The organism is Paenibacillus ottowii (genome assembly GCF_006874425.1).
Lineage (GTDB): Bacteria > Bacillota > Bacilli > Paenibacillales > Paenibacillaceae > Paenibacillus > Paenibacillus ottowii.
In genome coordinates, this window is the sequence record NZ_VIJZ01000018.1 from 1 (window position 1) to 14642 (window position 14642).

At 43.7% G+C, this 14642-nt stretch carries 20 protein-coding genes and 1 rRNA gene; 2 read left to right on the top strand and 19 right to left on the bottom strand.

The features are described from left to right. The 3 genes from FKV70_RS24615 to FKV70_RS24625 form a co-directional block, all read right to left on the bottom strand. Nucleotides 1-196, bottom strand: a 16S ribosomal RNA gene (locus FKV70_RS24615); the annotation flags it as partial. A gap of 365 nt (nt 197-561) precedes the next feature. After that, entirely contained in the window at nt 562-792 is a 231-nt protein-coding gene (locus tag FKV70_RS24620; protein ID WP_013312131.1) for a hypothetical protein, read from the bottom strand. 194 nt (nt 793-986) lie between these two features. Next, complete coding sequence (locus tag FKV70_RS24625) at nt 987-1601, bottom strand: stage II sporulation protein M (RefSeq protein ID WP_142614863.1); 615 nt, start codon at nt 1599-1601, stop codon at nt 987-989. 95 nt (nt 1602-1696) lie between these two features. Here FKV70_RS24625 and pdaB point away from each other — a divergent pair, with 95 nt between their 5' ends. Continuing rightward, complete coding sequence (pdaB, locus tag FKV70_RS24630; protein ID WP_063211137.1) at nt 1697-2476, top strand: polysaccharide deacetylase family sporulation protein PdaB; 780 nt, start codon at nt 1697-1699, stop codon at nt 2474-2476. A 106-nt stretch (nt 2477-2582) separates the two neighbouring features. Next, complete coding sequence (gene gerD, locus FKV70_RS24635; protein WP_142614864.1) at nt 2583-3305, top strand: spore germination lipoprotein GerD; 723 nt, start codon at nt 2583-2585, stop codon at nt 3303-3305. Between the two features lie 32 nt (nt 3306-3337). Here gerD and FKV70_RS24640 read toward each other — a convergent pair whose 3' ends face one another. The 16 genes from FKV70_RS24640 to FKV70_RS24715 form a co-directional block, all read right to left on the bottom strand. Continuing rightward, nucleotides 3338-4444, bottom strand: a complete 1107-nt coding sequence (locus tag FKV70_RS24640) for an Mrp/NBP35 family ATP-binding protein (protein WP_142614865.1) — start codon at nt 4442-4444, stop codon at nt 3338-3340. A gap of 58 nt (nt 4445-4502) precedes the next feature. Continuing rightward, nucleotides 4503-5279 (bottom strand): N-acetylmuramoyl-L-alanine amidase CwlD, encoded by a 777-nt coding sequence (cwlD, locus tag FKV70_RS24645; RefSeq protein WP_063211143.1) that lies wholly within the window; start codon nt 5277-5279, stop codon nt 4503-4505. Nucleotides 5280-5347: 68 nt separating this feature from the next. Further along, complete coding sequence (sat, locus tag FKV70_RS24650; protein WP_142614866.1) at nt 5348-6517, bottom strand: sulfate adenylyltransferase; 1170 nt, start codon at nt 6515-6517, stop codon at nt 5348-5350. A 53-nt stretch (nt 6518-6570) separates the two neighbouring features. Continuing rightward, nucleotides 6571-7263, bottom strand: a complete 693-nt coding sequence (locus FKV70_RS24655) for a phosphoadenylyl-sulfate reductase (protein ID WP_142614867.1) — start codon at nt 7261-7263, stop codon at nt 6571-6573. 1121 nt (nt 7264-8384) lie between these two features. Then, entirely contained in the window at nt 8385-8777 is a 393-nt protein-coding gene (gene rpsI, locus FKV70_RS24660) for a 30S ribosomal protein S9 (protein ID WP_013373250.1), read from the bottom strand. 20 nt (nt 8778-8797) lie between these two features. Then, nucleotides 8798-9235, bottom strand: a complete 438-nt coding sequence (gene rplM, locus FKV70_RS24665) for a 50S ribosomal protein L13 (RefSeq protein ID WP_064795931.1) — start codon at nt 9233-9235, stop codon at nt 8798-8800. Nucleotides 9236-9418: 183 nt separating this feature from the next. Then, nucleotides 9419-10204 (bottom strand): tRNA pseudouridine(38-40) synthase TruA, encoded by a 786-nt coding sequence (truA, locus tag FKV70_RS24670; RefSeq protein ID WP_142614868.1) that lies wholly within the window; start codon nt 10202-10204, stop codon nt 9419-9421. Between the two features lie 151 nt (nt 10205-10355). Next, nucleotides 10356-10721 (bottom strand): 50S ribosomal protein L17, encoded by a 366-nt coding sequence (gene rplQ / locus FKV70_RS24675; protein ID WP_013373253.1) that lies wholly within the window; start codon nt 10719-10721, stop codon nt 10356-10358. Between the two features lie 34 nt (nt 10722-10755). Continuing rightward, the gene (locus FKV70_RS24680; protein WP_013373254.1) at nt 10756-11700 is read right to left on the bottom strand and encodes a DNA-directed RNA polymerase subunit alpha; all 945 of its coding nucleotides are present in this window, start codon (nt 11698-11700) and stop codon (nt 10756-10758) included. A gap of 135 nt (nt 11701-11835) precedes the next feature. Beyond that, nucleotides 11836-12231: a 30S ribosomal protein S11 gene (gene rpsK / locus FKV70_RS24685; RefSeq protein WP_007432559.1), complete on the bottom strand. Its 396-nt coding sequence runs from the start codon at nt 12229-12231 to the stop codon at nt 11836-11838. Between the two features lie 19 nt (nt 12232-12250). After that, the gene (gene rpsM / locus FKV70_RS24690; protein ID WP_007432560.1) at nt 12251-12619 is read right to left on the bottom strand and encodes a 30S ribosomal protein S13; all 369 of its coding nucleotides are present in this window, start codon (nt 12617-12619) and stop codon (nt 12251-12253) included. A gap of 21 nt (nt 12620-12640) precedes the next feature. Then, nucleotides 12641-12754: a 50S ribosomal protein L36 gene (gene rpmJ, locus FKV70_RS24695; RefSeq protein ID WP_003333770.1), complete on the bottom strand. Its 114-nt coding sequence runs from the start codon at nt 12752-12754 to the stop codon at nt 12641-12643. A gap of 118 nt (nt 12755-12872) precedes the next feature. Continuing rightward, nucleotides 12873-13088 (bottom strand): translation initiation factor IF-1, encoded by a 216-nt coding sequence (infA, locus tag FKV70_RS24700; RefSeq protein WP_006212898.1) that lies wholly within the window; start codon nt 13086-13088, stop codon nt 12873-12875. A gap of 2 nt (nt 13089-13090) precedes the next feature. Beyond that, a complete protein-coding gene (locus FKV70_RS24705; protein WP_142614869.1) occupies nt 13091-13399 on the bottom strand; it encodes a KOW domain-containing RNA-binding protein in 309 nt (102 codons plus the stop codon). A gap of 9 nt (nt 13400-13408) precedes the next feature. Further along, nucleotides 13409-13948, bottom strand: a complete 540-nt coding sequence (locus FKV70_RS24710; RefSeq protein WP_063211153.1) for a M24 family metallopeptidase — start codon at nt 13946-13948, stop codon at nt 13409-13411. 5 nt (nt 13949-13953) lie between these two features. After that, nucleotides 13954-14598: an adenylate kinase gene (locus FKV70_RS24715; RefSeq protein ID WP_031462305.1), complete on the bottom strand. Its 645-nt coding sequence runs from the start codon at nt 14596-14598 to the stop codon at nt 13954-13956. Nucleotides 14599-14642: the final 44 nt, after the last annotated feature.

The following is a 14642-nucleotide window of genomic DNA, read 5'->3' on the forward strand; positions in this document are numbered from 1 at the left end:
GCAGGAAAAGGATGTATCGGGTATTAGCTACCGTTTCCGGTAGTTATCCCTGTCTTGTGGGCAGGTTGCCTACGTGTTACTCACCCGTCCGCCGCTAGGTTACTTAGAAGCAAGCTTCTAAGTAACCTCGCTCGACTTGCATGTATTAGGCACGCCGCCAGCGTTCGTCCTGAGCCAGGATCAAACTCTCCATTAAAGACCAACCGAAGCTGGTTTATCGAAAGAGCGATTAGCTCATTTTGAAACTGACGAGATAAAATATCTCATGTTTGATTTTGCGAACAAAATCAGTTTACTCACTCGTTGTTCAGTTTTCAAAGATCAAACTTTCATTGTATCTTACTTTGCTCCATCACCGCATCTCAGCGGCGACTTTTATAATATATCATTTCTTTTTGAGTTTTGCAAGAGTTTTTTTAATTCTTTTTTTCGAGCAAATCCTTCAAAAAGGAACGAAAATTAATTTACCATGGATAATGAATAGTGTCAATACTTTTTTCGATATCAGAAAGTATATTAACTTTCTGATATCTTGTTTGATATAGTTCTTCTTTCATTTTTTCATTGTTTGGTCTGGGGGACTCGGCCTCTGCGTGCATATTTGGATAGTTCCTTGGCGGGTGCAAAACGGGCATACATGCGGAAGACTGTTTTATATCGAAGTGCTATTGCATAACGGATATCCTGATCCAATCGAGTATCACTCATATCAAGCAGCATTTCATCTAGTTCCTTACGAAGAACGTAGTCAAGTTCCTTGCATTCCTTTTCGTTAAACAGCATACCCAACATATGACCATACTCCCTTATCAGCAGATTATATAGTGCTTATATTTGCTCAATTAGTTGTTCCAAACTTTACCTATTTTTAAACTCAACTGCTAAGGTCTCAAACTTACTCCGATGCATCTTTAAACTTTTTCTTACGCTCTCCCCTTTGTTATGTTCAATTTTCGGGAAATATATAAACAATTGGCCATTTTATTTTAATGCGACAGTAAACGATAAGTTATGCCGCTCTCAATCGCAGCTGCTATAAACAGAAAGATGACAGACCATATGGACACGGTTAACGTTTGTCTCAAAAAATCCTTCCACGATGGACCATTACCTTTTCGTTTCATTCCTATACTTGCACCAATGGTAGAAATTATATTGGTTCCAAACTTTAATCCGAAGGTACAGGCGATAATCAAAATAGGCAATTCAATCACACCGTGTGGCAATAATCCTTTTACGACAATTTCATACATACTTCTTCCCATATCTGCCTGTAGGTGTACTACAAAGCCTAAAACCATTCCGTTCACAATTAAAAATATAAAGGGCACGATTCCAAAAAGAGCTCCAGCGAATATAACTAACACGCATTTGATTGCATTATTGAAAAAGATAAACACAAAAAAACTCCATTGTGGATGCTCAGAGTTCTGTAAACGTTGCGCCACTCCCCCGAGTCCCTCCACTTGTTGGGTCAACATGGACTGAATAGTACCCGTACTTAACCATCCCACTACAATGCTTGCGCAGAAAAAAAGTGCAGAGATCAAAATTAACCGTCTAGTTGTTCGTAAAACATGAAAAAATGCTTTTATACCCATTTGTTGATTCCTCCGATTAGTCCAATGGAATAATTGACAACCCCTAGCATAGCTTTAAGTAAACAAGCACTTCTAGGATGAAAGGGGCATTAACTATGAGTTCTTTTTTCTACGTATTGAACGGCAAAAAAATCAAACGATTCCTGATCGTAATGGCAGCAGCCGTCTTTACTGCTGGAGTCATTTATGTAGAAACCGATAATGTTACAGTGTTTTCCGAGGAAGCACCAACTGCCATCTATAGTGTACCTACCGATAAAAAACTGATCGCTCTCACCTTCGACATTAGCTGGGGTGATAAGCGTACTGCCCCCATTTTAAAAGTTCTCGAAGATAAAAAAGTGACCAAGTCGACTTTTTTTCTTTCTGCACCTTGGAGTAAAACACATCCAGAACTCGTAAAACAAATTAAAGAAAGCGGATTTGAGATTGGCAGCCATGGTCATAAACACGAAAATTATAGCAGCTTAAGCGATGAAGAGATTCGTAAGCAAATTTCAACAGCTCATACCACATTAACCGAGCTGACTGGACAATCCCCGAAGTTAATCCGTATGCCTAATGGTGACTTTGATAAAAGGGTTCTTCAAGTTGCCAGCACTTTGGGCTACAAAACCATTCAATGGGATACTGACTCCTTAGACTGGAAAAACCCTGGTACGCAAGTCATCATCGACCGTGTTGTAAATAAAGCCCATCCTGGAGATATCGTCCTCCTTCATGCCAGTGATTCTTGTAAACAAACCCATGAAGCGTTGCCCGTCATTATCGACAAGTTGCGAGCACAAGGTTATGAATTCGTAACTGTATCTGAATTGCTGCAACAGGGCACAGTAAAAGGTAAAGAGGTTCGCGATCAAGCTTTGGGTCTTTAAGGAGTTATTTTACATCGTTCTCAGTTAAAAACCAAAAACAACTCGACATATTTCTCCCCAATCATCCGCATACTATCCGCATTCATGATAAAGGAGGAATACGGCCATGAATTGGACTCGTTTGCGATTTGTTAGCATGGTATGCGTACTGGGCGTTGCACTGAGCGGCTGTGGCTCGGATCAGGGTTCTGCACCTCCCCAGAACAGTTATAAAGAGATGAAAACGATGGTTGTCGATATCCTAAAGAGCGATGATGGAAAAAAGGCGGTAGAAGAAGCTTTAACTGGAGAAAAAGGGGAGAAATCCGGTCAAAGTGGTGAACAAGGTGGATCTGGGGGCAGCGTGGCAATGAAAATGCTGATGACCACGCAATCAGCAGAACAGATGAAAACCGCAGTAAAAGATACTTTGGTCTCACCTGAATATAAAAAAGAAATCGAAAAAATTATGACTGATCCGCGTTTTGCCGGAGAATTTGCCAAAGCTATCAACAGTCAAAGCAAACAACTTCATATGCAGCTTATAAAAGACCCTTCTTACCAAAAATCAATTGAAGCGATGCTAAAATCCCCAGAGTTAACCAAGATGTTTATGGACTTAACTAAAACTCCAGAATATCGCAAACAATCTATGACAGTCATGCATGATGCTATGCAGAATCCAATTTTTCGGCTTGAAGTTATGAATTTACTCAAAACTGTTGTACAAGAGGAACTTCAACCTAAGGTTGAGAAAAAAGGCGGAGAGCAAGGTGGCTCTGGGGACAAAAAGCAAGATGGGGGTGGAGGAGAAGGCGGCGGAGAAGGCGGACAAGGAGGAGGTCAGTAAAAAAAAGGCTGGTTCAAAACCAGCCTTTTTTATTATTTAGATTCCATGTGTAACCTCGTAATTTGAGCAGCTATATCATTATAAATAGCCCCTGTCTCCGACTCCGGTTTATAAACGGATGGGGAAAAATCAGCTTCTGACGGATGATTATCTGGAATACCCAGCGGAATTTGTGCCAGCAGTTTCGTATGGAGTGTATCTGCCAACATAGCCCCGCCTCCCCGTCCAAAAACGTAGTCTTTTTCTCCGGTGGAGGACACATAATAGGACATATTCTCCACAACGCCTATGACCTTATGATCCGTTTGAAGAGCCATTGCCCCCGCACGTGCAGCCACAAAGGCGGCCGTCGCATGTGGAGTAGTGACAATGATTTCTTCGCTCTGAGGGATCATTTGATGTACATCAAGTGCCACATCACCTGTACCTGGTGGTAAATCGAGGATCATATAATCCAGCTTGCCCCATTCGACATCACTAAAAAATTGTCTGAGCATTCTCCCCAGCATGGGACCTCTCCAAATGACTGGATTGTTTTCTCTAACAAAGAAGCCCATAGACATAATTTTAATGCCAAATCGCTCCACTGGCTGAATGATACCATCTTCGACAGAAGGTACATCCTCTACCCCGATCATATCCGGCACACTGAATCCATAGATATCAGCATCAATTAAACCCACACGCTTACCCTGTCTAGCTAGAGCTGCTGCTAAATTCACAGCTACTGTCGATTTTCCGACACCACCTTTTCCACTTGCAATGGCAATAAATCGTACGCCAGATGCTGGGTTAAGCAGCTCATGTTCTTCCATACCCACAGCATGGCCTTTGGTCAATACCGGATCAGCTACCTCCCCGGTATCCTGTTCATTTTGAATAGTTGATTTTTCAGACTCAGATGCCTCACGAATACGAATATGGACGTTACTTAATCCCGCTTCTTCTAACGTTTGCCGGATTTCCCGATCCAGTTCTGACCGCGTCTTTTCCTGACTATCCAGGGTAATAGCAGTCAATGAGATCCGATCCTCTTTAACAACGACATCCCGAATAAAATGGAGATCAATCAAACGACGCCCCGTTTGGGGCTCCCGTACTTGCTGAAGTAGCTCTATAACCTGCTCTCTTGATTGCATGAATAATCAGCACCTCTGCTTTATGATTTATGTAGTGGTAAACACTTACAGTATACCACTATCTGGCTTCAGGTGCTGAGGAGGTCCCCTTTTCTCCTGCACTGTAACGCAAAATCCCTTTATATATAGACGCAGCCACTTGTCTTTGATAGTTCTCGTCACTGAGTCTTCTAGCTTCTTCTGGATGGGACAAAAATCCGACTTCTACAAGAGCTGCCGGCATTTTGAGTGCCTTTAATAAATAGACTGTGTTCACGGTCTTAGCCACTCTGTCCGTATTTTCCAAATTACGTTTGATTTCTTCCTGGATTAAGGACGCCAAATTCTCGTTATCTGCATGATTAGGTACGAAAAAGGTCTGAGCTCCACTCCAACGGCTGGACGGGATACTGTTCATATGAATACTTAAAAAGAGGTCCGCTTTCTGCTCCTCAATCATACGTACTCGTTGCTTTAAATCCTCTGTTTTTCTTCTGGAATAGCCTTTTGTTTCTTGCTGTGCCAGATCGCGGTCATCCTCACGTGTCATGACAACAACAGCTCCTGCTTGCTGCAAATAATCACGCAAATAAAAAGCAATCGCCAGATTAATATCCTTCTCAATGACACCCTCTTTGCTGACCGCTCCTCCATCAGGCCCTCCGTGCCCGGCATCAATAGCAATTACCTTACCAGCAAGCGGTAGACTCCAGTGAATCCAGGCTCTCGAAGCAGGTATCTCATACAATGTCAACATGATAAATAGAACAGCGAGACAACAGCCTAAAAGCATTTTTTGCAGCGTCCGATATCGAATCCACAGTGTAACCTCTTTTTTACGGTTGTTTTTTTGCATAACAAAACGCCTCCGTCCTATACAGATACTAATAATCTATATGGGACGAGGCGTGTAGTTAGTACAACTCAGGCATGAACATATTCTTTCATACCTTCAATCAACACTTGAGCGACTTCTGGTCGTGTAAATTCAGGTGGCGGACAAACCCCGGAGCGCAACAATTCCCTTACCTTGGTACCAGAGAGCGTCAAATGATGCTCCTTGGGATGTGGGCATGTTTTGCTTGAGGCCATATTTCCACACCGGGTGCAATAAAAGCTGTGTTCAAAAAACAACGGGGTAATCCCCAGCTCTTCAGGTGTAAAGTGCTTGAAAATTTCCTGTGCTTCGTAGGTACCATAATAGTCCCCTACACCGGCATGATCTCTTCCGACGATAAAATGAGTGCAGCCAAAGTTCTTTCGCACAATAGCATGGAAAATAGCCTCTCTAGGACCAGCGTAGCGCATAGCAGCAGGAAAGACTCCCAGAAAAGCTCGATCAGCCGGATAATAGTTGTCCAGCAACGTCAGATAGCTCTTCATACGCACATCTGCTGGAACGTCATCTGACTTGGTCTCTCCAACGAGTGGATTAAGAAATAACGCATCCACAATTTCCATGGCGCTTTTTTGGATGTATTCATGTGCCCGGTGTACCGGATTTCGCGTTTGAAAACCGACCACTGTCTTCCAGCCCTTTTCAGCAAAAAGTCTACGTGTCTGCGCTGGTGTGTAATAAAATTCGCCAAATCGGGTAGGTTCAGGTCGATTCAGCACTTGTACAGTTCCGCCTACATAGGTAGCAGGTCGATCTAACAGTTTGTTTACACCAGGATGAGCGGGGTCATCCGTCTTGAATACATATCTTGCTTCCTCAGCCTGATCCACCTGATACATACTCTCAATATCAAGTACAGCGTAGATTATGCCATCTGTCTCCCCCACCAAAGCAACCTGCTGGCCTAGTTTCAGTTCACTGGCTATGCTTTCTGCTACTGCAAGGGTAATGGGTATACTCCAGACTGTACCATCAGCGAGCCGCATATCCGTTACCACTGAACGATAATCTGCCTCATTCATAAATCCTGTTAATGGAGAAAAGGCCCCCACTCCAATCAAATCGAGATCGGAAATTGTCCATGAGTTTACAGGGATAGGAAGCAAGCCACTTGCAACCTGCAACAGCGCTTCTTGCTCGGGACCTGTAATATTTCTATTAACGAGCGTTCCGCCATGCGGAAGAATTGCAGTCATAATGCACTTCCTTTCTATTCATAAATAAGTCTCAGAGCTACCTGCACACCATTTTATTTGTGAAGCCCACACTCTGTTTTCTCATTGCCTGACCAGCGGCCCGCACGTGGATCTTCCCCTGGCAGGACTTCGCGTGTGCATTGCTCACAACCAATACTAGGATAATTACGGTCATGCAATGGATTATACAGTACTTCATGAGTGTGAATATAGCTCCATACGTCCTCAGAGGTCCAGCTCGCCAAGGGGTTAAATTTAACGAGGCCAAACTTTTCATCATACTCTACCTTTTTTGCATTTGCACGGGTAGGTGCCTGATCGCGGCGAATACCGGTAATCCATGCATCGTATTGAGACAGAATGCGTGTCAGCGGCTCAACTTTACGTATACCACAGCATGCATTAGGATCTGTTTTCCATAGCTCCTCTCCATGCTCCGCAGCTTGCTCTTCAGGAGTGATTAAGGGAGAGACTCTAATAAAATCCAGATTGTATTTCGCTTTCATCTGATCTCGCGTGTCGTAGGTTTCTTGAAAATGAAAATCGGTGTCCAAATAAAATATGTCGGTAGCAGGACTAATTTTTTGAAGCATATCTACTAGCACTACATCTTCTGCTCCGAAGCTACAAGCAAAAGTAAGGTTCGGAAATGTATGAACTGCATACTGGATAATTTCTTCAGGCGTAGCCTCTTCGAGTTCACTTGCCTTGACTCTAATCAACGCTTCTTTCTCCAATAAATTCATTATCAATGCGCCTCCATATGAAGATTCATAAATAAGTGCCACTTCAACAATGCCGACTAAACTAATAAGATTAAGTACAGTATAAAACTTTCATATTTATTGTCAATCCAAGAAAAAACGTCATGAGGTAAACATCCATCCTCTCGCATTATGCAGAAACGCTGTTCTGTCAGCATTCTTTAACGCTCTCCTGCATACCTAACCAAGTTCATTTCCTTTATATAAAATATTCTTATACCCAACACTTGAAAATTGTCTTAGGTTGGCGAAGACGCTTTATCTACTCTACATGAACCAAAGAATATGCCCAATACGCGTTTGCCGTCGTATTTCTGACTGGAATGGGTTATTACGATCAGATAAACATATCTGAGGAAAAAAGCGTTGTGCCTTTGATCCATGATTAGCCTTAGATTTGATCCAGAAAATATATTTAGGTTCGGTTGTCATATTTACATATGCATTCAAAGATGATGCATACGTGGCCAGGATCAGCTCAAGTTAAGCTAGCATTTGACTACAAGATTCCCCCAAAGAATTCCACACCAAATTGGAACTCTGAGGGCAATCGAGCTTTCTATTGAGAAATTAATAAAAGGTGTATCTCATAGATCGCTAATAAGCCCCTATTCGCTCCTATAGGGCGCACAGAGACCCTTCTTGAGGAATTATTGCATTGGACACAAATAAGGCCATGAACGTAACTGGAGCCCTACTTAAGCCCTTTCTCTATGGTTAGAGAAACTCATCATCATTGCTGCATTACTACACAGGAGAAAATAGACATTGCTCAGCCAAAAGAAATCCTTGAGCCCTTTATCAAATTAGGGAAAACCAAAAAAAGCTGAACTATACTTTAGTCACAGGTTATAAACATTACAGGATAAACCATGCTAAAACAGCAAACTATATTTGTGCATAACCATATCGAACTTAGTTACATCGTGGATAACTTATGTACTCTGTACAATGTATGCTGCTATTTATGTATCTGCAGGACAAATGAGGCCATGAAATTCTAGGGTAGATCTATTTATCCACATATGGTTAATGAACAGTTAATGATCTATATAAAAAAAGAACCTTTTCCATATGGAAAAGGTTCTTCTGTATTCGAAATATTAACGTTTCGAGAACTGTGGAGCACGACGAGCAGCTTTGAGACCGTATTTTTTACGCTCTTTCATACGTGGGTCACGAGTCAAGAAGCCTGCTTTTTTCAAAGCTGGACGGAATTCTGGGTCTGCTTTCAACAGAGCACGGGAAATACCGTGGCGAATTGCGCCTGCTTGACCAGAGATACCACCACCATGAGCGATAACAAGTACGTCATAGCTACCAAGTGTCTCTGTCAGATTCAGTGGTTGTTTTACGATCAGTTTGAGAGTTTCCAAACCGAAATATTCATTAATATCACGCTTATTGATGACAATGCGTCCTTCACCCGGTACGAGACGAACACGAGCTACCGAATGTTTACGACGACCTGTCCCATAGTATTGTACTTGTGCCATGAAACTGTCCTCCCTTTTAATTATCCGCGAAGTTCGTAAACTTCAGGTTTTTGTGCTGCATGTGGATGCTCTGTACCTCTGTAAGCTTTAAGTCTCAGCTTCATTTTTTCGCCTTGACGAGTTTTAGGAAGCATACCGTGAACAGCCAATTCCAACATACGTTCAGGTTTGTTCTTAACCATATCTTGTGCAACTGTTACTTTCAGACCACCTGGGTGCATGGAGTGACGATAGTATTTCTTGTTCTCCATTTTTTTACCGGTCAATACGATTTTCTCCGCATTGATTACAATAACAAAATCACCTGTGTCCACATGTGGTGTAAATTGTGGCTTATGTTTGCCGCGAATCAACGCAGCCGCTTCGCTTGCCAGACGGCCGAGCGTTTTGCCTTCGGCATCAATGATGTGCCAGTTGCGCTCAACTTCATTTGGCTTCGCCATATACGTAGTACGCATGAAAAGTATCCTCCTTAAGTTCGTTAACAGAAATCATCATTTATCTTCGTTCGTTAAGTTGCTGCATTATCGATGGATTAGATGTTGCTATAAAGTGATTATCTTAAATGGGGCTGTGGGAAAGCCATTAAGAAAACACAACTTTTATATTACAGGATAACCATCAATTCTGCAAGGGAAAAATCAATGTTTTTTGATGTTTTCTTCATACTCTACATTCCAGAGCGTTAAAGCGTGTCCAACGGCCGTAGGGCCAGCCTTTGAACGGTTTTTAGCCTCCAAAATGGAAGGAATATCATCCGGCGATTTTTTGCCTTCTCCCACTTCCAGCAAAGTCCCCATTATAATTCGAACCATGTGCTGCAAAAATCCGCTGCCTGTAATATAAGTATGAATAATTCCCTGATCATCCGACCCTGGACGTGAAAAGGAATGATCTACTGTTATATAGGCGTCGTAAATGGTACGAATATGATTCGTCTTTTGGGAACGTCGGGATGCGAACGAAGTATAGTCAAAGGTGCCAACTAAATGGGCCAAGCCTTTTTCCATCGCTCTTACATCCAGCCTCGTTGGATGATGAGCCTGTGTACGACGATGAAAGATGTCTGGAAACCGGTTCGCATTTATACTGTACCGATACGTCTTTCGCTTCGCCATGCGGCGTGCATGAAAGGACAGTGGCACCTCTCTCGCATCCGTAACGATAATATCACGAGGCAGCCAGGCATTAAGTGCCAGACACCAGCGATGTACCGGAATCGGCGATTCAGTATGAAAATTGAATACCTGCCCGTATGCATGCACACCTGCATCTGTACGTCCTGAGCCTGTAATTTTAAGACGTTCGCCCGTCAATGAGTATATAGCATGTTCAAGACAGTCCTGAATGGTATTGCCACTAGGCTGCGTCTGAAAGCCGTCATATTGGGTTCCATCATAGTTCACCTTCATGCACAAGTTCCGCATGCTTCTCACACCTTTGCAGGGGTATTCTCTGGTCTTACAGGAAATAACCGAACATAACAAAGGAGAAGCCCCTCAAGGACTCCTCCAAGAGAAAAAAAGGGTTGTTCAGAATCAAGCCGATTCTGTCCACCCTTCCCTCATCTTCGCCTGTTTACGCGCGGTCAACCAATTCCAGATATACCATTGGAGCGGCATCGCCACGACGAGGTCCCAGTTTCAGGATACGAGTGTATCCACCTGGACGCTCATTGTAACGTGTAGCCAATTCGCTAAACAGCTTTTGGATTGCATCCTGCTCACCATCCAAAGTTTCACGGCGAACGAACGCAGCCACTTGACGGCGTGCGTGCAGATCTCCTTTTTTCGCTTTGGTGATCAGTTTTTCAGCAATAGAACGAACTTCTTTCGCTTTAGCCTCAGTAGTTTGGATACGCTCATACAAGAACAGATCGGTTACCAAATCACGAAACAAAGCTTTACGGGCACTGGAATTACGGCCCAATTTTTGGTATGCCATGTAGTTTCCCCTCCTTCACAAAACCGTTGCTGTACTATTCTTCCGTACGAAGTCCTAAACCAAGTTCCTCGAGCTTCTCTTGTACTTCTTCCAAAGATTTGCGACCCAAGTTGCGGACCTTCATCATATCTTCTTCAGATTTAGTCGTGAGTTCTTGTACCGTATTGATACCAGCGCGCTTAAGGCAGTTATAGGAACGGACGGAGAGATCCAGCTCTTCGATCGTCATTTCAAGAACTTTTTCTTTCTTGTCTTCTTCTTTTTCGACCATAATTTCTGCATCTTTTGCTTCATCCGTGAGACCCACGAATAACATCACATGCTCGGTCAAAATTTTGGCTCCAAGGCTCACAGCTTCTTCAGGACGAATAGTTCCGTCTGTCCAAACCTCAAGTGTCAGCTTGTCATAATTCGTAACCTGGCCGACACGCGTATTTTCTACGCCGTAGTTCACGCGTGCAATCGGAGTGTAGATGGAGTCGACGGGAATGACGCCGATCGGCTGGTCATCACGTTTATTCCGATCCTGCTTAACGTAACCGCGACCGCGATTGGCAAAAATACGCATGTGAAGTCTCGAACCCGGTCCGAGCGTTGCAATGTGAAGATCCGGATTAAGAATTTCCACATCACTATCCGCACGGATATCACCTGCCGTTACAACTCCTTCGCCTTCCGCATCGATTTCGAGTACTTTCTCTTCATCTGAGTGGATTTTAAGCGATAAAGCTTTCAAGTTCAGAATGATCTCCGTTACGTCTTCCTTCACACCGGGAACCGTTGCAAACTCGTGCAGAACCCCATCGATTTGAACCGATGTAACTGCTGCCCCCGGTAACGAGGATAACAGAATACGGCGAAGCGAGTTTCCAAGCGTCGTGCCGTATCCGCGTTCCAGCGGTTCTACTACGAATTTTCCATAGGTGCCATCATCATTGACGTCAACCGTCTCAATTTTCGGCTTTTCGATTTCTATCACTGCAATATCCCTCCTTCAAAACGTCGCTCCTATATGAAACATTCACCTTATCCATAGTCTATCATGTAGTACACCTAAACATCCATTCTTGGCAGTTTGTGCCGGATCTATACTACACGCAGAGGAGAAATCTCATTAGACGCGACGACGTTTTGGAGGACGGCATCCGTTATGAGGTACCGGAGTTACGTCTTTGATCAGGTTAACTTCCAGACCAGCAGCTTGCAAAGAGCGAATTGCTGCTTCGCGACCTGCACCAGGTCCTTTAACCATGACTTCGACAGTCTTCATGCCGTGTTCCATAGCAGCTTTAGCAGCAGTTTCTGCGGCCATTTGTGCTGCGAATGGAGTAGATTTACGGGAACCACGGAATCCCATGCCGCCTGAGCTGGCCCAAGAGATTGCGTTACCGTGTGGATCTGTGATCGTAACGATCGTGTTGTTGAACGTGGAACGGATGTGTGCCACGCCACTCTCGATATTTTTACGGTCACGGCGTTTTGTGCGTACAACTTTTTTCGGTTTAGCCATTGAATGTTATCCTCCCTTCTTATTTCTTTTTGTTCGCTACAGTCCGACGAGGACCTTTACGGGTACGAGCATTAGTTTTAGTACGTTGTCCGCGAACAGGCAATCCACGACGGTGACGAACACCACGGTAGCAGCCAATCTCAGTCAGACGTTTAATATTCAAGGAAATTTCACGACGCAGATCGCCTTCTACTTTAACTTCTTTGTCGATCGTTTCACGTAATTTGCTCACTTCATCTTCAGTCAAATCACGAACACGCGTGTTTGCACTGATGCCTGTTTCCTTCAAAATTTTCTGAGAAGTCGTCTTACCGATTCCGAAAATGTAAGTCAAGGCGATCTCAACGCGTTTGTCACGTGGCAAATCCACACCAGCTATACGAGCCATTTTACGCTACACCCCCTTCTATTAACCTTGTTTTTGTTTGTGTTTCGGATTTTCGCAAATAACCATTACATTCCCTTTGCGGCGAATGACTTTGCATTTCTCGCAAATAGGTTTTACAGAAGGTCTTACCTTCATGTTGATTACCTCCTCCAAGCTTTACCCTGGTAAAACTCGCTTCGTGAACATTCACATCGTTTTGCCGAGCAAAACAAGTTTTTTTAAATGACATACGTTTAATAAAAACCTGCATGAATTACTTGCGGTACGTTATACGGCCTTTGGTTAAATCGTAAGGCGATAACTGTACAACCACCTTGTCGCCTGTCAAAATACGGATAAAGTGCATCCGCAGCTTTCCGGAAACATGAGCAAGAATTTGATGACCGTTCTCCAGCTCTACCTTGAACGTAGCGTTCGGCAGTGGCTCGATTACCGTACCTTCAACCTCAATGACATCTTCTTTGGCCAAAGTCAGTCTCCTTTCTCTTCAGCTTGGTATTCGGACGAGTCCAGGAAAGTTTTCACTGCATACCGCAGTTTTCCGTTCGTCACCCGACCGCTTTCGTTTAAACTATTTACAATCTCGCTACTAATCTTTGGTTGAGGCACCAAATGAAGAACATTTTTCTTCTTCGCTTGATCAAACTTTCGTTTATCCCCATCCGCAATATACACAAACCTGCTATCTGCTATTGAAACGACAACCGCTATCTGTCCGGCACCTCTGCCCTTCAGAATCTTCACCAGCTGACCGATTTGCAGGTTTCCTTGCTGATTCATTCCAATCACCTACGCACTCAGTTTCGTGAAAATGTCCATGCCGTCCGCCTCGTCCGTCACCACTTGCTCAAAATGAGCACAAGAGATTACGTCCATCGTAACGACCGTCCAGTTGTCTTCCAGCGTCCCTACAAGGTGAGCACCTATTGGAATCATTGATTCAATAGCCAGCACAATGCCGGTTTTCAGCCTCGGCCCCTGTTCGGGAATACCACGGTTTGGATTCTCAATATATTGCCGAATGGCATGCGACATTGTAAACTGGCGAGGTTTTGTAATGACATCGCCTTTGTTTAACTTGCGTTTGCCGGGAAATCCGTGCACCAGTTGTTCGTTGACTGAAGCGCAAATGCTAGCAGGAAAACCGTTATAACCTTTAAAAGACGGCACAGCTCCCTGACTGCGAATATACCGATCAGCTAAATGATCAAGTTCACCGGTCGTAATACCGGGCTCGATGTGTCCCGCTAGAAAATGATCCGTTTCAGTATTCATTTTTCTAGCTTTCCTCATAAAGCTTGATTCCGTCCCCGACTTGCAAATGATCATTACAGCTAACCCCGCAACAAGGACACGATATTTTGGGAAACCACATCAATATCCTGTTCTCCGTCAATATGACGCAGAAGATTCTGGTTCTCATAAAACGTGAGGAGTGGTGCTGTTTTATTACTATATTCGTCAAGCCGTGTTCTTACGCTATCTTCGTTATCGTCAGGACGCTGATAGAGTTCACCACCGTCTTTATCGCAAATGCCTTCAACCTTAGGAGGATTAAAGACAATATGATAGCTAGCTCCGCAGCTTTTACAAACTCGCCGTCCTGTGATTCGTGCCAACAAGTTGTCACGATCCACTTTCAGGTTGATGACATCATCCAGTTTCGTATTCAAACGGTCCAAAATTTGATCCAATGCTTCAGCTTGAGCTAAAGTTCTTGGAAAACCGTCCAGCAAGAAACCTTTCTTGCAATCAGGCTGCTGCAACCGTTCTTCGACGATACCGATTGTTACATCATCCGGAACAAGTTCACCCTTGTCAATATACTCTTTGGCTTTAATGCCAATAGGTGTTCCCTGTTTCATCGCTAGGCGAAAAGCATCACCTGTCGAGATATGAGGAATGCCGAACTCCTTCACAATGACATCTGCTTGTGTACCTTTACCAGCCCCCGGAGGGCCCATGATCAAAATATTCACAATCTGTCACTCCTCAAGACGACCCCTACACAAGAAACAGCACA